At 58.0% G+C, this 26,103-nt stretch carries 22 protein-coding genes; 10 read left to right on the top strand and 12 right to left on the bottom strand.

Annotation, left to right across the window (positions count from 1 at the left end):
- Positions 1 to 31: 31 nt before the first annotated feature.
- From RDK48_RS09465 to RDK48_RS09450, 4 genes are read right to left on the bottom strand one after another with little or no spacing between them, the layout of a single operon-like run.
- Entirely contained in the window at positions 32 to 814 is a 783-nt protein-coding gene (locus RDK48_RS09465; protein WP_298997314.1) for a fumarate reductase iron-sulfur subunit, read from the bottom strand.
- Positions 815 to 816: 2 nt separating this feature from the next.
- The gene (locus RDK48_RS09460) at positions 817 to 2,667 is read right to left on the bottom strand and encodes a fumarate reductase flavoprotein subunit (protein WP_298997317.1); all 1,851 of its coding nucleotides are present in this window, start codon (positions 2,665 to 2,667) and stop codon (positions 817 to 819) included.
- 10 nt (positions 2,668 to 2,677) lie between these two features.
- Entirely contained in the window at positions 2,678 to 3,328 is a 651-nt protein-coding gene (locus RDK48_RS09455; RefSeq protein WP_298997320.1) for a succinate dehydrogenase/fumarate reductase cytochrome b subunit, read from the bottom strand.
- A 33-nt stretch (positions 3,329 to 3,361) separates the two neighbouring features.
- Entirely contained in the window at positions 3,362 to 4,705 is a 1,344-nt protein-coding gene (locus tag RDK48_RS09450; RefSeq protein WP_298997323.1) for an anaerobic C4-dicarboxylate transporter, read from the bottom strand.
- Between RDK48_RS09450 and RDK48_RS09445 the strand changes: the two genes are divergently transcribed.
- Positions 4,704 to 4,865 carry a hypothetical protein gene (locus RDK48_RS09445; protein ID WP_298997326.1) on the top strand — a complete coding sequence of 54 codons (162 nt, stop codon included), beginning with the start codon at positions 4,704 to 4,706 and terminating at the stop codon, positions 4,863 to 4,865. The genes RDK48_RS09450 and RDK48_RS09445 overlap by 2 nt on opposite strands.
- A 233-nt stretch (positions 4,866 to 5,098) precedes the next feature.
- Here RDK48_RS09445 and RDK48_RS09440 read toward each other — a convergent pair whose 3' ends face one another.
- The 6 genes from RDK48_RS09440 to xerD form a co-directional block, all read right to left on the bottom strand.
- Positions 5,099 to 5,503, bottom strand: coding sequence for a DnaJ family domain-containing protein (locus tag RDK48_RS09440; RefSeq protein WP_298997329.1), 405 nt, complete (start codon positions 5,501 to 5,503; stop codon positions 5,099 to 5,101).
- On the bottom strand, positions 5,496 to 8,249 hold the full coding sequence (gene mutS, locus RDK48_RS09435) for a DNA mismatch repair protein MutS (RefSeq protein ID WP_298997332.1): 2,754 nt from the start codon (positions 8,247 to 8,249) through the stop codon (positions 5,496 to 5,498). The genes RDK48_RS09440 and mutS overlap by 8 nt, the downstream gene beginning before the upstream one ends.
- A 110-nt stretch (positions 8,250 to 8,359) precedes the next feature.
- Positions 8,360 to 8,800: a LapA family protein gene (locus tag RDK48_RS09430; protein WP_298997335.1), complete on the bottom strand. Its 441-nt coding sequence runs from the start codon at positions 8,798 to 8,800 to the stop codon at positions 8,360 to 8,362.
- 157 nt (positions 8,801 to 8,957) lie between these two features.
- Positions 8,958 to 9,500, bottom strand: coding sequence for an HIT domain-containing protein (locus tag RDK48_RS09425; RefSeq protein ID WP_192111865.1), 543 nt, complete (start codon positions 9,498 to 9,500; stop codon positions 8,958 to 8,960).
- A gap of 20 nt (positions 9,501 to 9,520) precedes the next feature.
- Positions 9,521 to 12,253, bottom strand: a complete 2,733-nt coding sequence (locus RDK48_RS09420; protein ID WP_298997546.1) for a CBS domain-containing protein — start codon at positions 12,251 to 12,253, stop codon at positions 9,521 to 9,523.
- 98 nt (positions 12,254 to 12,351) lie between these two features.
- On the bottom strand, positions 12,352 to 13,281 hold the full coding sequence (gene xerD / locus RDK48_RS09415) for a site-specific tyrosine recombinase XerD (protein WP_298997338.1): 930 nt from the start codon (positions 13,279 to 13,281) through the stop codon (positions 12,352 to 12,354).
- 155 nt (positions 13,282 to 13,436) lie between these two features.
- Here xerD and folK point away from each other — a divergent pair, with 155 nt between their 5' ends.
- Together folK and RDK48_RS09405 are read left to right on the top strand one after the other, a co-directional pair.
- Positions 13,437 to 13,952: a 2-amino-4-hydroxy-6-hydroxymethyldihydropteridine diphosphokinase gene (gene folK / locus RDK48_RS09410; RefSeq protein ID WP_298997341.1), complete on the top strand. Its 516-nt coding sequence runs from the start codon at positions 13,437 to 13,439 to the stop codon at positions 13,950 to 13,952.
- A 105-nt stretch (positions 13,953 to 14,057) separates the two neighbouring features.
- Positions 14,058 to 14,354, top strand: coding sequence for a transcriptional regulator (locus tag RDK48_RS09405; protein ID WP_298997344.1), 297 nt, complete (start codon positions 14,058 to 14,060; stop codon positions 14,352 to 14,354).
- Between the two features lie 133 nt (positions 14,355 to 14,487).
- Here RDK48_RS09405 and RDK48_RS09400 read toward each other — a convergent pair whose 3' ends face one another.
- Both RDK48_RS09400 and RDK48_RS09395 read right to left on the bottom strand, forming a co-directional pair.
- Positions 14,488 to 18,834 (bottom strand): acyl-CoA dehydratase activase, encoded by a 4,347-nt coding sequence (locus tag RDK48_RS09400; protein WP_298997346.1) that lies wholly within the window; start codon positions 18,832 to 18,834, stop codon positions 14,488 to 14,490.
- 263 nt (positions 18,835 to 19,097) lie between these two features.
- Positions 19,098 to 20,426, bottom strand: a complete 1,329-nt coding sequence (locus tag RDK48_RS09395; protein ID WP_298997348.1) for a M23 family metallopeptidase — start codon at positions 20,424 to 20,426, stop codon at positions 19,098 to 19,100.
- 231 nt (positions 20,427 to 20,657) lie between these two features.
- On the opposite strand from RDK48_RS09395, the gene RDK48_RS09390 reads away from it, so the two are divergent.
- From RDK48_RS09390 to RDK48_RS09360, 7 genes are all read left to right on the top strand, one after another.
- The gene (locus RDK48_RS09390) at positions 20,658 to 21,269 is read left to right on the top strand and encodes a protein-L-isoaspartate(D-aspartate) O-methyltransferase (protein ID WP_298997549.1); all 612 of its coding nucleotides are present in this window, start codon (positions 20,658 to 20,660) and stop codon (positions 21,267 to 21,269) included.
- A 41-nt stretch (positions 21,270 to 21,310) separates the two neighbouring features.
- A complete protein-coding gene (locus tag RDK48_RS09385; RefSeq protein ID WP_298997350.1) occupies positions 21,311 to 22,225 on the top strand; it encodes an Mrp/NBP35 family ATP-binding protein in 915 nt (304 codons plus the stop codon).
- Positions 22,226 to 22,371: 146 nt separating this feature from the next.
- Positions 22,372 to 22,920 (top strand): CDP-diacylglycerol--glycerol-3-phosphate 3-phosphatidyltransferase, encoded by a 549-nt coding sequence (gene pgsA / locus RDK48_RS09380; protein WP_192111859.1) that lies wholly within the window; start codon positions 22,372 to 22,374, stop codon positions 22,918 to 22,920.
- 12 nt (positions 22,921 to 22,932) lie between these two features.
- Positions 22,933 to 23,187, top strand: a complete 255-nt coding sequence (locus RDK48_RS09375; RefSeq protein ID WP_022658717.1) for a hypothetical protein — start codon at positions 22,933 to 22,935, stop codon at positions 23,185 to 23,187.
- Positions 23,187 to 23,495, top strand: coding sequence for a septum formation initiator family protein (locus tag RDK48_RS09370; protein ID WP_240824406.1), 309 nt, complete (start codon positions 23,187 to 23,189; stop codon positions 23,493 to 23,495). Before RDK48_RS09375 ends, RDK48_RS09370 begins: the two co-directional genes overlap by 1 nt.
- Positions 23,492 to 24,631, top strand: a complete 1,140-nt coding sequence (locus RDK48_RS09365; protein ID WP_298997355.1) for a M48 family metallopeptidase — start codon at positions 23,492 to 23,494, stop codon at positions 24,629 to 24,631. The genes RDK48_RS09370 and RDK48_RS09365 overlap by 4 nt, the downstream gene beginning before the upstream one ends.
- Positions 24,632 to 24,645: 14 nt before the next feature.
- On the top strand, positions 24,646 to 26,022 hold the full coding sequence (locus tag RDK48_RS09360; protein WP_298997358.1) for a hypothetical protein: 1,377 nt from the start codon (positions 24,646 to 24,648) through the stop codon (positions 26,020 to 26,022).
- The last annotated feature ends 81 nt before the right edge of the window (positions 26,023 to 26,103 follow it).

Below are 26,103 nucleotides of genomic sequence, written 5' to 3'. Positions count from 1 at the left end.
TATTTCAACTATTTTCATATTCTATACAATTTCAGCAAATACAATTTTCTTTGCAACCTAAAAACTTTTTGCGGATTGCGCTGGGCAAAATGCCGCGTACGGATTCCAGCGTGGCCATGCGCCGCATGATGCCGAGCTGATCCTGAAGCGGTATCTTCTTGGGGCAGACATCTTCGCAGGCCAGCAGGCCCATGCAACCAAAAACGCCGGAATCGTCTCCAATCAGTTCATAAAAACTATCGCTTGTGCGCTCATCGCGTGGGTCTATATAAAACCGCGCCAGACGGTTGATACTTGTAGCCCCGATGAAGTCGCTGCGCATAAGGGCCGTACCGCATGCCGCCACGCAGCAGCCGCATTCAACGCAGCGGTCAAGCTCAAAGATTTCATTGGCGAGCGTGTTGGTCATGCGATCTTCCGGGGCATAAGGCTCAAAGGGTTTGCTGGTATGAACCCATGACTCGATCTTCTGCCCTACCTTTCTGAACCATGTGCCCGTGTCCACTGAAAGGTCGCCCAGCAATTTGAACACCGGCAGTGGGTGCAGGGTGATATGGTCCGGCAGGTCGGAAGTGCGCGTGTGGCAGGCAAGACCAGGCCGACCGTTAATGACCATGGCGCATGAGCCGCAAATGCCCGCCCGGCAGCAGAAATCAAACTGGAGCGTAGCGTCCATGGTTTCACGGATCTGCGAAAGTACCAGAAAGAGCGTCATGCTCGCGGTTTCTTCCAGCTCAAAGTGCTGCATGCGCGGCTTTGATTCCGGGTCAGAGGGATTATGCCGGAATATCTCCAGATGAAGGGTGCGTGCCATGCCTATGCTCCTTGCTTCTTGATCATGCTGGGAGAAATCTCGGCGGCAATGATTTTGCCACCGCCGTAACCGCGTTCACCCGGGGGAATTTCATACCACGGAGTTGCCGATTCATAGCTGAGTGTCGGCAAGGTATCGCCTTCTTTCCAGTGGGCCAGAGTGCGGTTGAGCCACTGCTGGTCATTACGCTCGGGGAAGTCTTCCCGCGTGTGCGCTCCGCGGCTTTCGGTGCGCATGAGCGCCCCATAGGCAGTGCACAGCGCAAGTTTGATCATGCCGGGCATGCGCAGGGCGGTGGAAATTTCAGGACTGAACGCACTGCCGGATGAACCGTTGAGCCCGATATTTTTACTGCGCTCAAGCAGAGCCTGGAGTTTTTCCACGCCTTCCTCCAGATCCGGGCCGTTACGGAAAATGCCCACATGCTCCATCATGACGTCCTGCATGGCATTGCGCAGCGTAAAGCAGTTTTCACTACCGCCACGGCACAGGGCCTCTATGCGGCTTTTGACCAGATTTTCCGCATCACGCATGGCGGCTGTGGAAAACAGGGAATCGTGTCCCTGAAGAAATTCCACAATTTTTGCGCCCACGACACGGCCCGCAACAATTGTTTCGGACAAGGAGTTGCCCCCCAGGCGGTTAAAGCCGTGCATGTCCCAACAGGCGGCCTCGCCCGCGGCGTAGAGGCCTTTCAGACCATAGGCCGCACCGTCCTTGTTGGTGCGTACGCCGCCCATGCTGTAGTGCTGGGTCGGGCGCACGGGAATGGGCTGGTGTATGGGATCCACGCCAAGGAAGTTGGTCGCGATTTCATACACTTCACGCAGATTGGTGGTGATGTGCTTTTCACCCAGATGACGGATATCCAGCCACAGGTGGTCGCCATACGGGCTTTTTACGCCAAGCCCCTTGCGCATATGCTCGGTCATGCGCCGGGAAACCACATCGCGGGAGGCCAGCTCTGCTTTTTCCGGCTCGTAGTCGGGCATGAAACGATAGCCGTTGACGTCAAGCAGGGTTCCGCCGTCACCCCGGCAGCCTTCGGTAACAAGGATGTCGGTGGGCACTGTGCCCGTGGGATGGAACTGCACGGCCTCCATGTTGCCCATGGGCACCAGTCCGGTTTCCAGAGCGGCTATCTGTCCTCCACCATCACAGATGACGGCATTGGTTGTGGCGCGATAAATGCGTCCATATCCGCCAGTGGCAATAAGCGTTGCGCGCGCCAGGTAGGCAACCAGCTCACCTGTGCGCAGGCAGCGGGCAACGCAACCCTGGCAGGTCTGCCCGTCATGGATGAGCGCTTCGGCCTGCATGCGGTCGTGCACGTCCACACCCAGTTGCAGCAGGCGGTTATCCAGGGTGAAGAGTACGGAATGCCCCGTACCGTCCGCGGTATAGCAGGTGCGCCATTTGGCTGTTCCGCCAAAGGCGCGGGCATGGATGAGGCCCTCGTTTTGGGCTTTTTCCTTGGCCTGAAAGGGCTTGCCCCCCTTAAAGTAGGTATGTTCGCCAGGTTCCACTCGATTCCAGGGCACACCAAGATAGGCCATCTCGCGCATGGCTATGGGCGCGGTGTCCGCAAAAATGCGGGCCACTTCCTGGTCGCAGCCCCAGTCGGAACCTTTTACGGTATCCATAAAATGCACGTCGGGGCTGTCGCCCTCGCCCATGATGGAGTTGCCGAGGGCCGCCTGCATGCCCCCCTGCGCCGCCGATGAATGCGAACGGCGTGGAGGAACAAGGGACAGACAAATAACGTCAAATCCGGCCTGGGCCGCTTCCACGGCAACGCGTTCGCCGGCGAGTCCGGCACCTATGCAGAGCAGATCAGTTTGAAAAACTCGCACGTAAGTCCTCCTATCCGGCCAGCAGCCAGAGGCGCAGCAGGGTCATAAGGCCAATGGCCACAAAACCGCCCATCATCATATACTCGCCGCGTTGCCAGCGGGAGCGCGTGCTTCTGGTTATAAAACCGTACTTCACGCCAAGGCGGTAAAAACCGATGCCCACATGGAGCTCGGCCAGAGGCAGCAGCAGCAGATAAAACGGCAGCCAGCCGCCGCGCACCCGCGCTGCGCTCGTGGCCGCGTCAATGGGCAAATGGGTGAGGATGGTGTACATGTGGATGCTGCCCATAATCAGAATAACCAGAGCCGTCGCAACCTGCACAATCCACATCCAGGTGTCCTTGTGCCGCAGTCGCACGGCATGGTTCCAGAAAAGACTCCATTCCCCGGCGGCGAAAGGCATCTTGCGGGCGGCGATCACAAAATGCGCCACCATGAGCATGAAGATGATTGGGCCGCCGATTTGGGCCATGCAGGTGGCTTCAAGAAACCAGCCAAGAGCATTCATGGCAGAAGGGCTTATGATAACGCTGCCCACCATAAGCAGATGCGCCCAAAGAAAGGCGATGAGCAGCACGCCTGATATCGCCTGAAAAAAATCCAGCCGCGATTCAGATCTGGTGTGCGGCGATTCCCCGGCATTGTACAAAGCCTGACTCATAATTTCTCCTGATATCCCTGTCTTGTACCGTGGTTACAGGAAGGTCATGACCAGGGCGTAGCTTACAAGCGTGCCCACGGTAATGCCTATGGCACCAGGGATAATGAAACTGTGATTGATGATGAACTTGCCGATGCACGTGGTGCCTGATCTGTCAAAATTGATGCAGGCCAGATCGCTGGGATAGGTGGGCAGGATAAAGTAGCCGTAACACATGGGCATGAAGGCCAGCAGCAGCTTGGGTTCAAGGCCGAGGCTGAGGCCAAGGGGAACAACCGCCGCCAGAGCGGCTGCCTGGCTGTTCACAAGCTTGGAGACAAACACAAGCACAAGAGCGTACGTCCAGGGATAGGATGTCACCACGCTTGCCAGTTCCGTCTTGATGAATACAAGGTGGGCATGGAAAAAGCTGTCAGTCATCCAGGCCACGCCAAAAACGGAAAAGATGGCGACCATGCCAGCCTTGAAGACCGCACTGCTCGATATGGCCTGCTGCTTGACCTTGCAGAACATAAGGATGCACGCGCCAGCAATGAGCATGATCATCTGAATGACAATGTTCATGGAAAGAGGCGCGAGCTTGTTCGGCGGGCCGAAAGAGGGGCGCAGGTCAGCAAAAGCGCCAAGTATCACCACGGCGGCTATTGCGGCAAAAAAGAACCACACGGCGCGGTATGCTTCTGGGGGAAATACCTTGTCCAGCAGGGTGCTGCCGCCGCCGTATATGTAGGACTTGGTTTCCGGGTCGGCCAGACGCTTCTGAAATTCCGGATCCTTGTCCAGGTCTTTGCCACGGTGCATGGACCACAAACCAGCGCACAGTACGCCCACGAAGGTGGACGGAATGGAAATGGCCAACAACGTGACAATGCTTATGGCAGTTCCCACACCGTGGGCTTGCCCGAGCATGGAAACCATTGAAACAACAGCAACAGAGACGGGTGATGCGCAGATGCCGATCTGCGCCGAAACAGAAGCGACAGCCATAGGCCTTTCAGGGCGGATGCCCTTGTTGATGGCGATGTCATAGATAATGGGAAACATGGTGTACGCCACGTGGCCGGTACCGCACAGCAGCGTAAGAAACCATGTGGTGATGGGAGCCAGCAGAGTGATGTGTTCCGGGTGTTTGCGAAGCAGGCGTTCAGCCACCCGCATGAGCACATCCAGTCCCCCCGCCGTTTGCAGTGTGGCCGCGCAACCGATAACGGCCAGAATCGTAAGAATGACATCAACGGGCGGTTTGCCCGGCTGCACGTTGAAGACAAAACAGAGAATGAACAAACCAATGCCGCTGATGAGGCCCAGCCCCATGCCGCCATATCGTGTTCCCAACAGCAGACAGGCCAGAATGACACAAAGTTGCAGTGTCAGCATGAAATCTCCCATTTTCGTTATTTTGTTTCATGATATGACTGCTCAGCCATACATGGCTGAACTGCACGATAGTGCTTTGGCACTACCGCCTTACATGCAGCGCGTGACAGATAACGGGAGAGAAAGCAGTTTTGATGCCAGAGTGATTGCCTCTATGTAATAGTTCAATATATAATGTTTTTTTATTTTTATCATCACACAATAAAAAGTCCTCCATAACAAAAGTTATGGAGGACTTGGAACGAATTGGGCTGAGCCCGCGATTTATGGAGATTGTGCCTTTTATAACAAGGCGCATTAAATCATTCTAAAAGTTATAAGTATGTAAAATCGGATAATTATAGTGAATTGACTGGGTAGCTCCTGTGTTCGGCGTTACACCTGTCACAGCCGTCAGTCCGCCTTGCGCGGATTGGCGGACAATCTGTCCAGCAGGCGGTCGTAATAGGGGTCGTCCTGCTCAATCTGCATGGGGCGCTGAAAGCGCATTTTGGCCCGGGTGACCATAAAGCGCACCCTTTGCATCTGGCGCACGCGTTCCTGCTCGTCTTCGCACCGTTCCAGCAGATCAACAAGCCTGTTCAATTCCTTGCGCTCCTCAAGCTCGGGCGGCAGGCAGCCAGCATTGCGCAATATTTTGTAGGCCATGCGCATGTCTTCCGGCACATGGCTCAGGTCTTCAATCTCAAGGGGTTTGCCAGCGCCGGGCAGATTGTCAAAGGCCCCTTGCGACAGGGCTTCCTCAATGCGGCGTTCCGCCACAAGCTGGATGACAGACCAGGGATTGGCGTCACTCATGACTATCCTCGTCCGGCGGCAGGGCGTCTGTTTGCGGGGCAGATTCCGGGCTGTCGCTCCACAGTTTTTTCCATTCCATGAGCAGCCGCAGGGCGTCCAGCGGGCTGAGTTCGTCAGGATTCAGCTCGCGCAGCAGCAGCACAAGCGGGTGTTCCGAGCGCGGCGGCGCAGCGGCAATTTCCGGCAGCTCCGGCTCTTTTTTTGCTGGCTCAGGCAGGCTCAGGCCCGGCAGGGATACCGCAGAAACCACGGTTTTTCTGGCGTTGTCGCGCCCGCGTTCAAGCCCCTGCAAGATGGCTCTGGCCCGCTGCACCACGGGGCTGGGCACACCCGCAAGGCGGGCCACCTCCACGCCGTAGCTGCGGTCTGAAGGGCCGGGGACAAGCTTGTGCAGAAAGAGAATATCGTTGTTGTATTCGCGGATGGCGATGTTCATGGTGAACACACCTGCAATGCGGCCTTCCAGGGCGGTCAGCTCGTGGTAGTGGGTGGCAAAGAGGGTGCGCAGGTCGCCGCCAGCCCGCTTAGCAAGGTCTTCCACCACAGCCCAGGCCAGGGCTACGCCGTCATAGGTGCTGGTGCCCCGGCCAATTTCGTCCAGAATCACAAGGCTGCGGCGGGTGGCCTGACGCAGAATGCGGGCCGTTTCCATCATTTCCACCATAAAGGTGCTCTGACCCTGCGCGAGATTGTCTGATGCGCCCACGCGCGAAAACAGGCGGTCTACCAGCCCGAGGCGGGCGGCGCTGGCAGGAACCATGGAACCCATCTGCGCCAGAAGGCTGATGATGGCAACTTGCCGCAGCACGGTGGATTTACCGGCCATGTTGGGGCCTGTGAGCAGGCATAGGCGGCGTCCGGCATCAAGGCGAAAATCGTTGGGTACAAAGTTGGCGCGGCCAAGCATGGCTTCAACCACAGGGTGCCGCCCCTCGCGGATGTCCAGATTGGCCTCCGCGTCAAGCTCCGGCCTGCACCAGTTGTTGGCGCGGCCCACCTGCGCGAGGCTCTGCCAGTAGTCGAGCTGGGCAACCATATCCGCCGCGTGAATGATGCGTTCGCGCTGGGCGGCCATGTGGGTGCGCAGATCCTGAAACAGCGAGTACTCCAGCGTCTTGCGCTTGTCTGCGGCAGACAGAAGCTCTTCTTCAAGCTCTTTCAGCTCCACAGTGGTGAAGCGCTCGGCATTGGCAAGGCTCTGGCGGCGAATAAAATGGAAGGGCGCAGGGCCGCTGTGAGCCGCGCGCGTGAGCTCGTAATAATAGCCGAACACACGGTTAAAGCCCAGCTTGAGCTTGCTGATGCCCGTTTTTTCCTGTTCCTCGGCCAGCATGTTCTGGAGCTTCTGTTCGCCGTGTTCCGCCAGATCAAGCAGGCGGTCAAGTTCCACATTATAGCCGGTTTTGAACAGGCCGCCCTCGGTAATGACCGCAGGAGGGCTGTCCACCAGGGCGCTTTGCAGCAGGGCCGCGCAGTCCTGCATGTTGTCCCACGACTTGACCACATCGGCAACGCTCTTGGGCATCTGACCCGCAGGAGCGGAAGTTGTGTCAGAATTCGCCCCGAAAGGCGTTCCAGCCCCTTGCAGGGCGGCATACACGTCCGGCAGGGCCGCAAGGCTGTTACGCAGGGCAATAAAATCGCGCGGCGCGCCCTGATTCAGGCTGATGCGCGTGGAGAGCCGCTCCAGGTCGTAGACATTTTTCAAAGCTTCGCGCAGTGCGGCGCGGCGGACATCGTCCGCATGAAAAAAGGCCACAGCGTCCTGAACGCGGGTGATGGGGCCAAGCTCTCGCCAGGGGTGGCGCAGCATGTCTTCAAGCAGCCTGCCGCCCATGGGAGTCATGGTGTCGTCCAGCACATGGCGCAGGGTGCCTTTGCCCTTGCGGCCATTGAGGCGGAAAAAAATTTCAAGGTTACGCTCGGTCACATCGTCAATGAGCAGGCGGCGGCCAAGATCAAGCGGAGCAAAGGGCATGAGGTGGTCGGGGTTGCGCATCTGCGTCTGGCTCAGATAGACCAGCAGCGCGCCGCAGGCACGCATGAGCTCCGGCTTGCCTTCCAGTCCAAGAGCGCCAGCCTCGCGCACGCCCTGAGCGGCCACAACGCGCTCTGTGGCGCGTTTGAGGTCAAACTGGGGCGCGGGCATGCGCACAAGCCTTATACCTTCCAGAATGCACCGTTGGGGCGGCTCGACCCCTTCCGGCACCAGCAGTTCGCGCGGGGCAAGTTTTTGCACCCACTGCCAGAGTTCGGCTTCGCGCTTGAACTCAACGCCAGACCACTGGCCCGTGGAAATATCCGCCCAGGCAAGGCCGCCAGCTCCACCGGAGGCGGAAGGGCACAGCGCCCCCAAAAAGTTATGGCTCTTGCTGGCGAGGTTGGCGTCTTCCAGCACGGTGCCGGGCGTGATAACACGCGTAACGGCCCGCTTGACCAGCCCCTTGGCGGCTTTTGGGTCTTCTGTCTGGTCGCAGATGGCAACGTGATAGCCCTTGTCGATGAGCTGGGCCACGTAGCCCTCCACCGCATGCCACGGTACGCCGCACATGGGGATGGGGTTTTCTGCATCCCTGCTGCGGCTGGTGAGGGCAATCTGAAGCTCGCGGGCCGCAACCTTGGCGTCTTCAAGAAACAGTTCATAAAAGTCGCCCATGCGGTAAAACAGCAGGGCATCGGGGTGTTCGGCCTTGATGCCCATGTACTGCTCAAACATGGGGGTCAGTTTTGCGGGGGCTTCAGACATAGTAATTCTTGGGGTGACGGTGACGGTTGCGGATTACCGCAACCATAAAAAAATTGTGGCGCTGCCCAGACCCTCAGCCGAACAGCGCCACAAAGCGGATTGCGAAACGTCTAGTGCTGCTTGTCAGGATCCGGAACCAGTGATTCTTCGGTGGCAGCAGCAGTTGCGGCAACGGGGGCCACAGGCGCGGGCTGGGCGTCGGCCTTGCCGTTCTTGCTGAAGAACTGCGCGCGGGCTGTGTCTGCGCCAAGCTTTTTCTTGGTTTTTTCAAGTTCGCGCTCAAGGCTGCTGATCTGCCATTTCTGCTTCATCAGGCGGGCGGTCAGATTGACCTTGTCCCACACCAGAAAGCCCAGAGTCATCAAGGCGCCACAGGCGAAGGCCGCGATGACCAGAAAGTAGAAGGGCAGGGCGATGGAAGACATGGCGGGAATAAAGAACAGGTTGAGCGTGAGCACCATGCTCTGGGAGAGCGCGCCCTGGTTCTGAAAAAAGAACACAAGAGCGAGGAAAAAGAGGATGGCGAGCAAAAATACTTTAATATACCGCATAGACATACTCCTCAGGCTAAATAAAGCTATCTCAAAAAAACTTCACGGGCTTTTTGAGAATGCCGCATCGCCCAAGAGGGCACAGCATCGCGCTCTCCAGCCGGTCTTTGTCGCCCCCTGCGAAAAAGACAATCCCCGCCACAAGGTCATGCAGCCCTTACGAGCCGCAACCTTCCTGCCCGGGCGTGGAAGCGGCGCGGTCTTGCTTGCCATTGGCCGCGCCATTCGTGAAATACGGTTTCAGTGCCGCATAGGTGCGGCTCAAGTGTTCGGGCATGGTGCGCACTTCGTCAAACACTGCCATGAATGAAGAGTCGCCCGTCCAGCGCGGCACCAGGTGAAAATGCAGATGTTCGCGAATGCCCGCGCCCGCTGCCTGCCCCTGGTTCAGGCCGATATTGATGCCTTCACAGTTAAAGTGCTGCTTTAAGATTACAGTACACTGCTGTAAAAGATCCATGATTTCATGGGTTTCTTCCGGCTTGAGGTCAGCCAGCAGCATAACGTGCCGATATGGGCACACCATGATATGCCCGTTATTATACGGGAATTTGTTCATGATGACAAAGGCCATCCGGCCTCTGTGCAGTACAAGGCGCTGCTCGTCATCCGCCGTATGCTCGGGGAGGCAGAACACGCAGGAGTCTGGCTTGGGGCCAAGAATGTACTCAATGCGCCATGGAGCCCATAGTTGTTTCATAGTTGGTTTCTATACACCTCTTATAAACGCTGGGCAAGTGAAGAATTCCGACTGGTTTGTTCTTCATTCCCATTGCCGGATTTTGCGGCGATACTGCACACGAGGCTGCGCGCCAGATCCATCTGCTGCTCTGGCGTTGCGGCCGTGCCGTCAAGCTTGGCTGCAAGCACGGCGTCCAGAATGCGCCCAAAGGCGGGGCCGGGTTCCAGCCCCATGATGCGCAGGTCTTCGCCGCTCACATCCGTCTTTTCTTTGCGCCACTGGGTAATGTAGCGCGAAAGGTTTTTTTGCAAGGCGGCATTGCTTGTGTCTGCCATGAGGTAGAGCAGGCATTCGAGCGAAAGGGGCCGCAGCAGGGCGCACAGGGTGCTGATGCTCTCCTTGCCTGCCTCATGGTCTTTTTGCCACGGCTCCAGCTTGCCGCGCACCACGCGCATGTGCTCGCGCTGGCGCAAAATGTCGGCCCGTCGGGGTTCGGGCAGGCCCATGCGCTGATAGTGATTTGCCGTATCGGCATAGCTCATGTTGTGGTTGAGGGCCAGAAAGAAGGCCAGCCATGGTTGGGCAGCCTCTTCAAAATACAGCAGCCTGTACCACGTGAGCGTCTCCTGAAGCCGCAGCAGCAGGTTTTTGCGCGTGGGATTGAGCGACAGCAGGGGAGAAACCGCCTCAAGTACGCCGAGCTGGTCAAGACGCGCAATGCAGGCCGAAGGGTCTTCCTCATCGCAGATATGCTGGAACTCGTGGAACAGCCGAAAGCCCGAGAGCTTGTCCATGAGCTTGAGCTTGAGGGCGTTCTTGATGAGCTTTTCCGTACCTGCCCCGATGTGGAAGTTATAGCGCTGCTCAAAGCGCACAGCTCTGAGGCAGCGGGTGGGGTCTTCCACAAAGCTCAGGGTGTGCAGCACCCTGATGACGCGCTCCTTGATGTCGCGCTGGCCGCCGAAAAAATCCACCAACTGGCCGAACGGCTCGCAATCAAGCCGTACAGCCAGAGCGTTGATGGAAAAATCGCGGCGGAACAGATCCATCTTGATGGACGAAAGCTCAACCGTGGGCAAGGCCGCAGGGTATTCATAATATTCAAGGCGCGCCGTGGCTACGTCGATGCGGGCTTCGGCCCCTGCGGCATCGGTGTAAATGACCACAGAGGTGAGGAATTTCTGGTGTTCGCGCACTCGCCCGTTGAGTTCTTTTGCCAGTGCCCGCGCAAGGGCTATGCCGTTGCCCTCCACCACCAGATCAATATCCTGGTTGGGGCGTTGGAGCAGAAGATCGCGCACAAAGCCGCCCACGGCATATACCGGCAGCCCTAGCTCCCTCCCCAGCCTGCCCGCAAGGTGCAGCATGTTGCGGCTGGCAAGGGGCAGTCTGTCCTGTATGAGCTTGCCAAGGTTGCGTTCCTTGCCGCTGGTGGTGCGCGGTTCCGGCATATGACCCGGCTCCTGCGCAAAAACATTGATAAGGTCTGTGCGCGTGACCACGCCGATAACCTTGTCGTCTTCCACAATGGGCACAAGGCGCTGGCGGCCTCCCACGATGGTGGTGGTCAGATCCTTGAGCGTTGCGTCTGGCGGCAGTGTGGTGATTCTGCGGCTCATGTAGTCTTCAACCGTGGATGCGCCAAGGCCGTGGGCGCTGGCCCGCGAGGCCGTGAGGGCATCCAGCAGGCCGATGCACTGGCGGGTATCGGGCATGAAGACCGGTACGGCCTTGAGCCCGAAGTGGAGCATGAGTTCATCTGCCTCATGAATGGTGGCAGTGGCCTCAATGCCCACGGCTGGCGAAGACATGTATTCGCGCGCTGTTTTATCTGGGTAGGCCTGAGCGTAGAGGTGGCGCAGAATCATATCGCGCACTTCATGCACCGTCATGGAGCGCACGGAGGCCGAAGCCGCGTAGGCATGGCCGCCGCCGCCAAGGGCCGCGCAGATGTCGCCTACGTTGATGGCCTCGTTGCGGCTGCGGGCCACCACCTGAATGCGGTCGTCCATAAGCCCGATGGCAAACAGCACCGGGAATCTTTCCATTTCCATGAGTCGGTGGGCCAGATAGGCGAAATCACCCAGATAATGTTCCATGGCGGCTTCTGAAAGCGTTACCTGAACATTGTTGATGTTGTACGTCTGGGTGGACTCCAGCAGGCTGTTCAGGGCCTGTATGTGCAGGCTTGTGAGTTCGTGGGCCGCCAGAGCATCAATGCGGTTCACATCCATGCCCTGCCCGAGCAGCCATGCCGCCGCCATAAAATCGGCCTGCGTGGTTGAAGAGTAGGTGAAAGAGCCGGTGTCGCCATAAATGCCAAGACCCAGCAGGGTGGCATCGTCCGCGCTGAGGCTGAGGCCACGCTCCGAAATGGCCTGCACAATGAGGCTTGTGACAGAGCCTATGTGTGCCATGTGCATATGCGGACTTGTGATGTCGTCCGTAGAATCCGGGTGGTGATCCCACAGTTCCACGGTCACGTCATCACGGTCGAGCAATTGGGCCACATGGCTAATGCGGCCACGCTGACGGGTATCCACAACCACAAGGCGGGTTATGAAATCCCACGGGATTGCCGAAGTTTCCACAATGCCCAGCGCCGCCGTGTCCAGCCCGGCAATGAGCTTTTGCAGGCCGCGCTCCTGCGTGCCGGGAAAGAGCAGCACATGCGGTGTGTAAAGGAATCGTGCCGCCAGCATGGCTGCAAAGGCGTCAAAATCCGCATTGGCGTGGCAGGTGATGAGCGTTGTCCCGGCTGTATGCTGCAACGCTGAGGCCGCGGAAGCGGACGCTGCCTGTACGGAGGCAGTCTGATCAGTTGCGGTTTGGGCGGATGCCGCCTGTGGGGTCGTTTCCGGCGCAGGGATCACTGGCGGCTCCGGGGGTGGAATTGATGGTGTATGCCGCGCAGGCGTTCGGCCTGCACATGGGTATAAATTTCTGTGGCGCTTATGTCGGCGTGCCCAAGCAGCATCTGCACGGCGCGCAGGTCTGCGCCGCCCTCGAGAAGGTGCGTGGCAAAGGAATGCCTGAACGTGTGCGGCGAAATGGCGCGTCGGATGCCCGCCTCAAGCGCATACTTTTTAACCATTTTCCACACGTACTGGCGCGTCAGGGCACGGCCCGAGCGGTTGACGAAAAGCTGGTTGCCCGTGGGCGCAAACAGGGGCCTGCATGCGCTGATATAGTCTGCCAGCATTTGCTGCATCAGGTCGTGCAGGGGCACCAGCCTTTCTTTGGAACCCTTGCCAAACACGCGCACAAGGCCGCGTTGCAGGTCAAGATCCGGCACGCACATGGTGCACAGCTCAGAAACGCGTAAGCCTGCGGCGTATAGAAGCTCAAGCATGCAACGGTCGCGCTTGCCGCTTTTGTCGCGCAGGTCTGGCTGGGCAAGCAGGGATTCCATTTCGTCCCTTGTCAGCACCTCCGGCAGGTGCTGGGGCAATTTGGGGTTTTCCAGCAATTCAGCGGGGTTTTTACGCAGCCTGCCTTCATCAACGGCAAAGGCGAAAAATGCCCGCAGGGCGGAAAGACGCCGTGCAAGGGTGCGCCCTGTGTTCTGCCGCGCGCGCAGCCAGGCAAGATACAGAAAAATCTCCTGCTCATCGGGGTCGGGCAGGGATTCTTCCGCCGCGCCCTGGGCCAGCTCCTGCCGGTACAGAAAAAAACTCTCAAGATCTTGCCCGTAGGCTTCAACCGTATTGGGCGAGAGGCCGCGCTGGGCCAGCAAAAAATCCCGCCACAGGGGTAAAATAGTTGCCAGGGCAGGGGCTTTGGTGCGTGGATGTGCCATGCGCCCATGCTAGCCGCCTTACTGCAACGGAGCAAGCCTTTTGCAATCAAAACCGCCCGGATGCGTTGCATGCGGTGGGCTTTATCCTTTCCGCAAAAAAAGATATGCTGCAAACCTTGCTAAAAAGCGGGCTGAACCTATCTGAAGGAAACCTGATGGCAGATCAAACAAAACTGCGGGCCTACGTGAGCCTTGGCTCCAACTGCGACATCGCGGCAGAAAAACTTGCAGCAGCCCTGGACGCCCTGGCCACACTGCCGGAAATGGGCATTAGCGCAGTATCCCCCGTCTACCGGACAGAACCGCAGGAATATACGGAGCAACCCTGGTTCCTCAATCAGGCGGTTGAGCTTTTTCCCGGCGATAACTGGCGGCCTTGCAGCCTTGTGGACGCTCTGCTGGAGATAGAGGCCAGGCTTGGGCGGGTGCGCAGCCCTGACCCGGTACTGCGTTTTGGGCCGCGCGTGATTGATATTGACCTTCTGCTTTTTGGGCAGGAGCGGAGCACCGATCCCCATTGCCTTGTGCCGCATCCACGCCTGACGGTGAGGGCTTTTGTCATGCGGCCGTTGCTTGATATTGCGCCTCTGATCGTTGTAGACGGTCTGCCCGTAAGGGATTGGCTGGCGCGTACAGTCTGCCGCGTGGAAGGGGACAGAATTTTTCAGTGACTGGTGCCGCCCTCTGTGATATTGTCTTCCACGGCTTTAATATGCCTGAAAGGGCTGCACTCCAGCCTTACGCGACCCGTGCCACGGGATTAAGGAGCATAACAAATGGTAAAGTGGCTCATTCTGATTTTGGCGGGCTACGCCCTGTATCGCCTTTTTGCCAATGATCTGAACAAGAAGCAGAAGGAAAGCAAGCAGGAAAGCGCTGCTGAAATGGAGCGTAAGGTTGCCGCGGGCGAGATGGTCAAAGACCCCGAATGCGGCGCGTATGTGGCCGTTGACGGTTCTATTTCCGTGCGCGACGGTGAAAAAGTTCACCGTTTCTGTAGCTATGAATGCCGTGACAAGTTCCTGCAACGCCTTGAAGAAGGCGGCAGGGAACTGCCCCCCCGCGAAGAATAGCCTTTTTCAGCGTAGCTGGAACAGGCATTTTGTTCCCTTATGCTTCAGATAATTTGCTGGGCATGATGTGATTTTGTGCAGATAATATAAAACCGCCCGCCGGGATGATTCCAGCGGGCGGTTTTTTTGCGGTTTATTGCTGCCAGTATGCTCTGTCGCTTCCCATTGTGCCCGCATAGGTGTGCCGGGCATGCCGGGCGGCTTCTTCCCTGTCCTTTTCCTTCTCTCTGGCGATAGCCATGAAAAGCCGTATGCGGTTGAGCTGATTGGCCTCGCTGCTGCCGGGGTCGTAATCAAGCGCCATGATGTTGGCCTCGGAGCGCTGACGGCGAACGGCCTTGAACGCGCCGCGCCCCACCACGTGGTTCGGCAGGCAGCCAAAGGGTTGCAGGCAGAGTATGTTGTTTGTGCCGTGTTCGAGAAACTCCAGCATTTCTGCAGGCAGCAGCCAGCCCTCGCCAGCGCTGTTGCCAAGGGACATGACGCTTTCGCCCAGCCGGGCCAGATCGTCAATATGCGCCACAGGCATGACGTGGGCGCTCAGGTGCGAGGTGTTGAGCGCGCCGCGCATGTAGCGGCGCACACCTTCAATGCGGCGCATCACAAGTCCATTGCCCAGCGCAGCCCAGGCGCTGCCGCCCTGATAACGCCAGTCGTACACGGCATCGCGCAGGCAGTAGAGCATGAAGTTGGCAAAGTCCGGCAAGAGGGGTTCGCCGCCTTCCTGCCTGATCTGCTCAACAATGTGATTGTTGGCGTCTGCATGATAGGTCAGCAGGATTTCGCCCACAACAGCCACCCGTGGCTTGGGGGACAGTGCTGTGCGGATGGAGGCAAAATCCTGCACGAGGCGGGGCAGCAGTTGCCGCAGAGCGGTTTCATCCCCCTTGCGCACCACAGGAATCAGAGTTTGCAGCCAGTGCTGCACCCTGTCTTCGGTTTGCCCTGCATGGCATTCGTAGGTGCCTGTAAATAATGAAAGCCTTTGCAGCATGTCGCCGGCAAGCATGCCAAGCAGCATGCGCCAGAGCAGGGCGCGGTCAGGCCGCAGGCCTGGCTGGCTCTCTGACCCCGAGGCATTGAGCGTGAGCACGGGCACCGGGTCGTAGCCGTATTCCATAAGCGCCCTGCGCAGCAGAGCCGGATAATTGCTGGCCCGGCAGGGGCCGCATGTCTGCGAAAGCAGCAGGGCCGTGCGGCGTGGATCAAGCCCGCCATCGCGCAGAGCCTGTAATAGCTGCCCAATAGCCACGATGGCCGGGTAGCAGGCATCGTTGTTTACATAAGCCTGCCCCAGACTCACGGCTTCTGCGTTCACCGTGGGCAGCAACTGGATGGTGTGTCCGCTGCCCGCGATGGCCTGGGTCATGAGCGGAAAATGCAGCGGGGCCATTTGCGGTACAAGAATGGTATGCGTGGCCGCATCACGTTTGTTGAACACCGGCGGCGCGTGGGAAACTGCGGTTGCTGTGCTGTCTCCAGCCCTGGTGCGGCTCACTGCCAGCAGCGAGCGGATACGAATACGCGCAGAGGCCAGGGCATTGCCCTCGTCCATCTTGATGAGGGTGTACAGCTTGCCATGGGCGCGCATGAGCTCCCGCATCTGGTCGGCAGTGATGGCGTCTATGCCGCAGCCAAAGGAAGTCAGTTGCACGAGTTCCACCCGCGCGGTGCCGTGGTCTGCCTCGCAGGCCCACAATCCCGCCCGGTAGAGACGGGCGGCGTATGTCCATTGATTGCGCGCCCGCAGGGGAAAGGACATTCGGTGGCCTGTCCAGCTGCGGGGCATGGCGTCCTCGCTGATGACCGCAGCGCCCAGCGAGGCGATGAAGTCGGGCAGACCGTGGTGCACCTGCGGGTCCGCATGGTAGGGGCGGCCGGCCAGAACCACCAGAACGCCCTTGTTGCGCAGGATTTCGGCATAGATGTGTTCCGCCTCGGCGCGCAGTTCACGCAGATAGTGCGCCTGCTCGTGCCGCGCCGCCCGCACTGCGGAGCGTACTTCACCCCTTGGCAGGTTGAATTCGCGGCAGAGGTTGCGCACCAGCGAGGCCGTGTGCGTGAGGTTTACAAAGGGCGAGTGCATGACGGCCCCGGCATCCTTGAGTTCCGGCAGATTCTCGCGCACCACCTGCGGATAGCCGCAGGCCACCGGGCAGGAGAAGGAATCGCACATTTCGGCAAATTCCTGCGCCTCGCGCGGTATGCAGGGGAAGAAAATGCTCTTGATGCCGCTTTCAATCAGGGCCAGCACATGACCATGCGCCAGCTTGGCTGGGTAGCATACGCTTTGGGAGGGCACGGACGACAGGCCCGCCGCAAACAGGGCGCGGCTGGTAGGCGGCGACACTTCAACCCGGAATCCCAGCGAAGTAAAGAGGGTGAACCAGAAAGGATAGTGCGCGTAGACGTTCAGAACTCTGGGGATGCCCAGCCTGCCGCGCGGCGCGGATTCAAGGGGCAGCGGTTCGTAGCGGAACAGGCGCTGGTTTTTCCAGGCTACAAGGTTGGGAGCCGTGACGGTTGCGCCACGGTGCGCCTCACTGAACCTGTCGCACCTGTTGCCCGCGATGTGACGCGAACCGTGCGAAAAGCGCGTTTCTGTGAGCAGGCAGTTGTTGCCGCAGTCGCGGCAGCGAAAGCTGCGCGTACGCATGGCCAAACCACGGATAAGCGGGGCAGTGATGGAAGAGCGGACGCTGACGCATTCCGCCTTTTCCAGAGATTCAAGGGCTGCCCCGTAAGCTCCCATGAGGCCGGAAGCCGCAGGGCGGTGCACATGCCGCCCCAAAGTGCGCTCCATGGCGCAGAGCAGGGCGTCGTTGAGGAAAGATCCGCCCTGCACAACCACATGTTCGCCCAGCTCTGCCACATTTTTGATGCGCAGCACCTTGTCCAGCGCATTGCGCACAACAGAATAGCAAAGCCCCGCCGCAATGTCGGCGATCTGCAAGCCGTCTTTCTGGGCCTGCGTGACGCGCGAATTCATAAAAACCGTGCAGCGCGAGCCAAGATCAGCCGGATGCGCGGCGTACAGGGAAATATCCACAAACTCCTGCATGCTCAGGCCAAGGCCTTTGGCAAAGCTCTCAAGAAAAGCCCCGCAGCCAGCGGAACAGGCCTCGTTGAGGCTCACGTCGCTGATAACGCCGTTATCCACCTTGAGGCATTTCATGTCCTGGCCGCCTATGTCTATGACATAGCTGACTTCTGGCACAAGGCGCGTGGCCGCCTTGAAATGTGCCAGGGTTTCCACCAGCACGGTATCCACGCCAAGGGCGGATTCTGCCAGATGCGCTCCGTAGCCCGTGGCCCCGGATGCGGCAAGCCATGCGCCGTCAGGGATGCGTTCAAGCATGTCTGCCAGCGGGGGCAGCAGGGTCTGTAACGGATTGCCGCCGTTGGAAGCGTAGCAGGAATCAAGAATGCGCTGTTTGTTGTCTACCAGCACGGCCTTGACCGTGGTTGAACCGAGATCCAGCCCCAGGAACAGTGGTCCCCGGGCCTGCCGGATATCTGCGGAGGGCAGCACATTGGCTGTTGCGTGGCGCTGGCAGAAGCGCGCGTATTCCGCGCTGTCGGCAAACATGGCAGGGAGAATTTTTTCTGCGGCGACCTTGGGCGCGTGCGAAAGGCTGCTGGTGCTCCGGGCAAGATCGGCCAGATCGAGCGGTTTGGCATCTGTTTCGTGTTCTTCAAGCGACATGGCGCAACGCGCAGCGCCAATGGCGGCTGTGCACTGGGCATGGGGCAGGTGCGCAATGTGCGCCTCCGCAAGATCAAGATTCTGGATGAACAGATTTTTGAGTTCGGGCAGAAAGTGCAACGGCCCGCCCAAAAAGGCAACCTTGCCGGTAATGGGCCTGCCGCAGGCCAGCCCGCCGATGGTTTGCTCCACCACCGCCTGAAAGATGGAGGCCGCGATATCTTCACGCGGTACGCCGCCGTTGAGCAGGGGCACAATATCCGTTTTGGCGAACACGCCGCAGCGCGAGGCGATGGGGTAGAGCGTGGAATGCCTTGCCGCCAGATCATTGAGGCCGCCCGCATCCGTGCTGAGCAGACGGGCCATCTGGTCGATGAAGGCCCCGGTGCCGCCCGCGCACGATTCGTTCATGCGCAGTTCCACATCCTGCCCCAGATAGAGCAGCTTGGCGTCTTCGCCGCCCAGTTCCACAGCCACGGAAGTATCCGGCGCAGCATAGGAAATGGCGCGGGCTGTTGCCAACAGCTCCTGAACAAAGGGGATGGAGAGCTGATTGCTGAGATCAAGAGCGCCGGAGCCTGTCATGGCGCAGCGCACGGTGGCTAAGGGGTAGAGCCGGGAGACTTCGGTAAGCAGGGCTGCCATGGTGGCGCGAACTGCCGTGCCGTGACGGCTGTAGCGGGTTTCGGCAACAGATCCGTCGCCGTTCAGCAGCGCCAGTTTTACTGTGGTGGAACCAATATCAAGACCGAGATAAAATAGTGGTGGAGACACGAACAAGTCCTCACATGAAACAGGTTTATGTGATTTGGGCCTGATGTCTTCAGGAAAGCTGAAGTAGAACTTATTTACTTTCTTTCATAAATTCAGGCTACACTTGAACGTGAAAAGAATTCAAGCCCCTTTGCATAAAAAAATTACGGCCTGCTGATTTTAAACCATCCACTCTTGGAACGGTTCAAAATCTACAGGCCGTAATTTTATCAGCGGGAGTAAAAAGGGATATTGAAACGCTAAACTATACTTTGCTGCGGCAACTACTGTTGCGTCATGGAAGCATCAATGCGACCTGTGACGTTGTCCTTGATCCACTTGGGGTCAAGCCACTCAAGAGGGGTCACTTCCACGCCGCCCACCAGGATGCCAAAGTGCAGGTGATCGCCAAAGGCAAGGCCTGTGCTGCCTGTATGGCCAATGATCTGGCCTCGCTGCACCACATCGCTCACTTTAACCAGCTGATCGTTGAGGTGGGAGTAAATGGACATGAGGCCCAGGCCGTGGTCAATGACAATGAGGTTGCCGTAGATGCCAAGATTGCCGCAGAAGACCACGCGGCCGCTGTTGGCGGCGGGTACCTCGGCATTGCGCACCGAAGCAAGGTCAAATCCCAGGTGATAGGATTCGCCCACGGGCTTGCCCTGATAGTTGAAGAAACGGTGGTCGCCAAATCCGGCACGCGGGGCAGAGCGCGGCAAACGCTCAAAAACGCCGCTCCACAGCATGGCCGCGGCAGTGTCCCGTCCAATTTCGCGCAGGGTCTGCACATTGGCGGCGCGCACCTGATTGTTGATATACAGGTAGCACTCCAGCGGGTTTGTGGCATCGGGGGCCAAGTCGCGCAGCTTGCTCTCAACCGCCATCAGAAAGTTGTCCGTCACTTCAATGCTGTCGCTCTTGAACGTTCTTTCAAAGGACATGACCGTGAGGTGGCTTTTGGTGACGTTGCCCGCAAGGTCTGTGGCCGTGATCTCAACGCTGTTCTTGTAGTCTCTGGCGGTCATTGTGTACGGGAAAGGGAAAAAGCAGATATAGCTGCCGTCTTTTTGCATGTAGCCGGGCACAAAGTAGCCAGCAACAAGCACGCCACTATTGCTCACTTCTTTATCAACAGTATAACGCACCACGGCGGTGCCGCCCCTGCGCACGTTGGGGGGCAGAGTTTTGACGGAAATGCGCGGCGGCTGCGTATCAAAGCGCATAGGCAACTGGACGGTGCGCGTATTGCCCTGACCAAAACCGGCAAGTGACCCGTCCGTGGCGCGGATTTCAAGCTCAAAAGCACCTTCACGCAGGTTGGCATCCTTCATGGGGACATCCACTTCGCGTTCAGGAATATACTGGTCAAAGTGCTTGCTGTAGATGACATTGAGGACGTTGTTCTTTCGCACGCCAACTGTAATGGAGCGGATGCCTGACGGATCCTTCATACGGACCTTGAGGACGCTTGCGGCTGAAACCCTGCCTGTATTTGGTGTAATATCAACAGTAGGGCCTTCAAGATCTTTAAAAAAAGTATAGCCGCCTAAAACCAGAATGGCGACCACTATAATACCTAGTACCGATGAAAACAAACTTCTTTTACGCATTGCCGACTCCTCATTCTCGCTTCCCGAAGGGTTGCATAAAGAATGGCAAGTTTCAAGGGAAAGTCTGGAACTTGTCTTGATATCTCTGCAAGCCATCCCCGATGGCGCATTGACTTGGCAGGAAAAATCTGTTTTCACTTCCGCAGTATGCAGTACAGCAAATATTCTGCGGCTGGGGGTACGCCCCGCGAGCCTTCTCCGTCCGTGGACCCAAAACGTCTGCGGCGCAGGATGGTGCGCGAGCAGCTTGAAGCGCGCGGAATCAGCGATCCGGCGGTGCTGGGGGCCATGTTTGCTGTGCCGCGCCATCTTTTTGTGCAGGAAGCGCTGCGCTCCCAGGCCTACGAAGACACTCCCTTGCCCATTGGCTACGGGCAGACCATTTCTCAGCCCTATATTGTTGCCTTGATGACCCAGCTGCTTGAAGTGCAGCGGGGGATGCGCGTGCTTGAGGTTGGCACCGGCTCCGGCTATCAGGCCGCAGTGCTTGCCACCATTGGCTGCACGGTCTTTACCGTTGAGCGCATGCGCGAGCTGTATCAAATTACTTCAGGGCTCTTGCGGCAACTGGGACTTAGGGGTATCCACATGCAGCGGCGTGACGGCACGCTTGGCATGCCTGAAGCCGCGCCATTTGACCGTATCATCGTTACTGCCGGCGGGCCGGAAGTGCCGCGTCCTCTTGTTGATCAGCTTGACGAGGGCGGCATCATGCTTATCCCAGTAGGGTCAAAGCCCCGTACGCAGCGCCTTGTGCGCGTGCGCAAAGAGCAGGGGCGCGTTAGCTCCGAAGACCTGGGGCCGGTAGTTTTTGTAGATCTGGTGGGCGATCACGGCTGGTAGATACGCCGTCGTAAGCGTCCGCTACAATTGAAGGAGATGTCATGGGATCCTGTTCATCCTGTTCTTCTGCATCCTCTTGCTCCAGTGCAAAGAGCAATGGCGGCAATGGAGAGTGTAATGACCCTATGGCCAAGCAGGACCGCGTAATCGCTGACCGCTTGGGCCATATACGCCACAAGATATTTGTCATGAGCGGCAAGGGCGGGGTGGGCAAAAGCTCCGTGACCGTCAACACCGCAGCGGCGCTGGCGCGGCGCGGGTTCAAAGTCGGCATTCTTGATGTGGACATGCACGGCCCGAGCGTGCCCAACCTGCTCGGCCTTACCAGCACTGTCGAGATTGACGAAGCCACCCAGCTGATGATTCCTGCCGCCTATGACGAAAATCTTTCCGTCATTTCAATGGATACGTTCCTGCAAGACAAGGATCAGGCCATTCTGTGGCGCGGCCCCAAAAAAACTTCGGCTATCCGGCAGTTTATTGCGGACGTGAAGTGGGGTGACCTTGATTTTCTGCTCATTGACTCCCCTCCAGGAACGGGCGATGAGCACATGACCGTCATGCAGTCCATTCCCGATGCCCTGTGCGTGGTTGTGACCACCCCGCAGGAAATTTCGCTGGCAGACGTGCGCAAGGCCATCAACTTTTTGCAGTACACCAACTCCAACGTGCTTGGCGTGGTGGAAAACATGAGCGGCCTCGTGTGCCCGCACTGCCATCAGGAAATCGACCTGTTCAAGAAGGGCGGCGGCGAAGATCTGGCCAAACGCTACGGGCTCAAGTTCCTCGGCGCTGTGCCGCTGGATCCCACAACTGTGGTTGCGGCTGACAAAGGTATTCCTGTGGTGTACCTTGAAGCGGAAAGCGCAGCCAAGGAAGCCTTTCTTAGCCTGGCAGATTCAATTGCCGCTGCCGCCGACGGTAGCTTGGAAGCCCTTGCCGGTTCGCGCAGCTAGTTGCGCCCCTGCAGGTTTGCCCCGATAGAATGCAGGCTTCCCTGGCGGCTGGTGCACGGTCGCCGGGGGAGCTTTTTTCTCCTTTTCTCCCGTGTTCTTTTGTGGTAACGCTTTAAAAAATTCGCACGGAGCGCCTGAGAGGAAGAATGCTTAATCTTGCTAATAAAATTACACTGTTACGCATTTTAATGACCCCTCTGGTTGTTTTGCTGCTCTATTTTGAAGGCCCGATGACCTGCATTTTGGCTACTCTGGCCTTTATTTTTGCCTCCCTTACCGACTGGGCAGACGGTTATATTGCCCGCCGCTCCAATATGGTCACCAGCATGGGCAAGTTTTTGGACCCGCTGGCCGACAAAGTGCTGATTTGCTCGGTGCTGATCATGTTTGTGAAGCTGGACTGGGCGCCCGCCTGGGTGGTTATCATTATTGTATGCCGCGAGCTTGTGGTCACAGGCCTGCGCGCCATTGCCATTGACGAGGGCATCGTGCTTGCCGCCGACAAGTTCGGTAAGGCCAAGACTGTGCTCCAGATTTTTGCCATTGTGCCTCTTGCCCTGCATTATCCATTGTGGGGCATGGATCTGCGGTTGCTTGGCCTTGTGCTGCTCTATATAGCGCTGGTGCTGGCCGTGGTTTCAGGGGCCAACTATTGCTATGATTTTTACCGCAACACGCGTAAACAGGCAGGCTAACGGGAACAACGCATGAGTACGTTGCAGATCCGCCTGAAAAACTGCATCCAGACCATTCTGGAGCTGGAGCCCGACATGCGCGCCGGGGTCTGGGGCCGTCACTTTGATCAGGAACTGAACACCCTCAAGGATTATCTGCATCAGGTAGACCAGATGAACCTTGCGGAAGAAGACGTTACGCGGCTTGAAAAGGCCACGGCCACTTTTTTGGCTGAACTGCGTCTTTCAGCGGGTAACGGTTCTCAACCTCAACGGCTGCTGCAGTAATGTTTTGGCGTACCTTTATTCTGGTTGTGCTGGGCCTTGTTAATGTGGTGTTTTTTGCCCGCATGGTCTGGGGGCCCACCGGCCTTATTGAATACCGAGAGCTCAAGCACCAGTACGCCGAGCTTGAAAAGCAGATTGCAAGCCTCGATGCGGAGAACCTCTCTCTGAGCCGTGAAATTCGCCTTTTGCAGTCCGACAGCCAGTATATGGAAAAAGTCATTCGTCAGCGCCTCCACTATATTCGCGATAATGAGGTGCTCTATCTTTTTGGCGAGGTGGCGAAAACGGGGCGGGAGCAGAAACCATGACGGAAAAAATTGAATGGTATAAAGAAGTCCTGGAGCTTGAGCCCAATTCCAAGGTCTTTTTCCCTCTGGCGCGTCTGCTTTCCGAGGCTGGACGCACAGATGAAGCCGTTGAAATTCTGGAGCAGGGGCTTGCCCGGCACGAGGAATTTCTTGAAGCCAGGCTTTTTCTCATAGAGCTGCTGCACACCGCCAATCGGCTCGAAGCCTGCGAAAAGCAGGTGGGCAGGCTGACAAAAATGTTTTCTACCTATGCAGGCTTTTGGCAGGCATGGGCCGCATGCATCAATGCTGCTGGCGATGCGCCTGATACTGCTGCCGTGCTGCGGTTTCTGGCCCTCAATTTTTCAAAGGGCCCGGTATCATTGCACGAAGTCATCAACCAGGGGCTGGCCTCCCTGTCTGGAGCTGGAGTCGCTGCTGGCGCTGGGGCCAATTTGCAGGCGCGTTCCGAGGCCGCCATCCCTGCTGCTGGCCCATCCGCACATGAGGCGGCATTTGCAGCGACATCAACGGCTGCAAATCCGGCAGTAACTGGGGCTGCAGCGACCGTGGCAGAAGCGGCTGAGCAATTTGTTGCCGCTCCCGTTCTGGCAACTGCTCCCGGCTTGGTAACCGCCATGCATGACGCGGATGCCCCGCTTGATGCTGATGCTCACATTGATGACGTTGACGCTCACGATCCTATTGATTTTGATCCTGATCTTGCCATGGCGGACGATGAGGCCCTGCCAGCAGAATCGGAAGACACTCCTTCCATGCTGGCTCGCGGCGCAGATGCGTATGCCGCATATGCTGCCCCGGTCACCCAGTCCGAAGCTGTTGTTGTAGACGATGCAGATGAAGGGGAGGAGCGTTTTTCGCTGCGTACCCGCTCTATGGCCGAAGTGCTGGCAGAACAGGGTGACATCAAGGGCGCACTTGATATTTACCATGAGCTTGCTGCCGCAGCGGTACATCCGGAAGAAAGCGCTGATTTGCGTCAGCGCATTACTACGTTGACTGCGCGACTGGGCAACGCCCAGACGGTAGATCTTGTCCAACCCGCTGCTACGGCAGAACATGCCAGCGGCAAGGACAAGCTGATAAGCATGCTTGAAGCTTTGGCTGAACGTGTCGAAGCCAGGGCGCACAGTTAATGAGGGAGAACACTGTGTTGAAATCATATGTGCGTTATTTCTTTTTGCTGGCATTTGCTGCATCTCTTGTAACGGGTTGCAGTTCATACCAGCCCACCAAGAACGTCTGGAAATCCACAAAGTCGTTGTGGAACAGCTATGTGAGCCCCCCGGCCACCGTGGATTTTGAAGAAAAGGGCAATCTTTCGCCCCAGGCGCTTTCCCTCACGCACAGCATGATGGGTATTGACGTTGAGCTGAGCCGCCTTGAACGGACGATGCTCAATGCCGATAAGCCGCCGACGCGCGAGTGGCTTGCTTCCTTCCTTACCTCCTTTCCCTGGGTCAGTGGTTTTGCAGGGGTAAAGTACGATGGCACCATTTTGGGTCAGGAACCTGCCAATCCCATGAAGCCGCTGGATTTCATTCCGCTGCTTTACGAAGACAAAAAGCAGAGCACACGCGCCCTGCGCGCCGATGTGCAGAACTCGTCCTTTGGGCCTGAAATTCTGCTTGCTTCTCCGCTCTATGACGGAACGGAATTCCTCGGTGTTGTTGTTGTCAACTTCGATATGCGTTCGCTCATGCAATACTCCCAAACGCCGCAGGACGTGGTCATTCTTTCACCGCAGGCATTGCTCTGGCCTGGAAAGTATGATTTCGCCTCGACCCCGCTTGCTGGCGTGAACTGGGACGAAGTGAGCGCAAAGAGTACTTCTGGCACCTGCACCAACGTGAACGGCTCCTTCTATTATAATGTGCGCTTCCTGGGTAATGTGCCTCTGGTCTTTGCCGTGGCCGAGTCGGGCAATTTCCCGCAGGGCAATGGCAGTGTGGAGCAGGGGCTCGCATTCTTCCCGAAGGATCGCCCCAAGCTTACCCCACCGCCTCACGAAGTGCGCAAGAACAAGAACCGCTTTGAAGAAGGCCTGAACGTGGACGTTACGCCTGAACAGGCCACAGCCACAGCTGATCAGCCTTCTGCCAAGCCTGCTGGCGGGGCGGACATTCAGCCCGGCAGCAAGGACAGCATGCTGCTCAAGCGTAAAAATGCCGAACGCCGCAAAGTGCAGGAACGTCAGCTTGCAGGTGAAAATGCCTCTGTTGACCGCGCCCCTCGCGCTTCTGCACCCAAGAGCAAGGAAAAGCCGCCTGTCGGCCTTGGCATAGCGCCTGATGACGATGCCACTACCTTGCCTGGTGGACGTCCCAGCCCCTTTGGCCCCAAGGACGGCGATGACGCTGCAAAGCCTGCCGACACCGGCAGCGCAGGCAGCGGCAAGACCGATGCCCCGGCTGCGGCACCAGCTGCTGCCCCGGCAGCTGCCAAGCCTGATTCCGCAGCTCCGGCTGGCGAAGAGCCAGCGGCACTGCCTGGTGGGCGGCCAAGCCCCTTCGGGCCACGGAACTGACGCATTCTGGATTAAACTTGCGCCGCCCCGAGGCGGCGCAAGTATTTTGGAAGATGTGCAACCTGAAAAGTCCGCACGCTG

Origin of the sequence: uncultured Desulfovibrio sp. (assembly GCF_902477725.1) — a bacterium.
GTDB lineage: Bacteria > Desulfobacterota > Desulfovibrionia > Desulfovibrionales > Desulfovibrionaceae > Desulfovibrio.
Note: the sequence above shows the minus strand (reverse complement) of the source record. Positions and strands in the feature narration are given on the sequence as shown.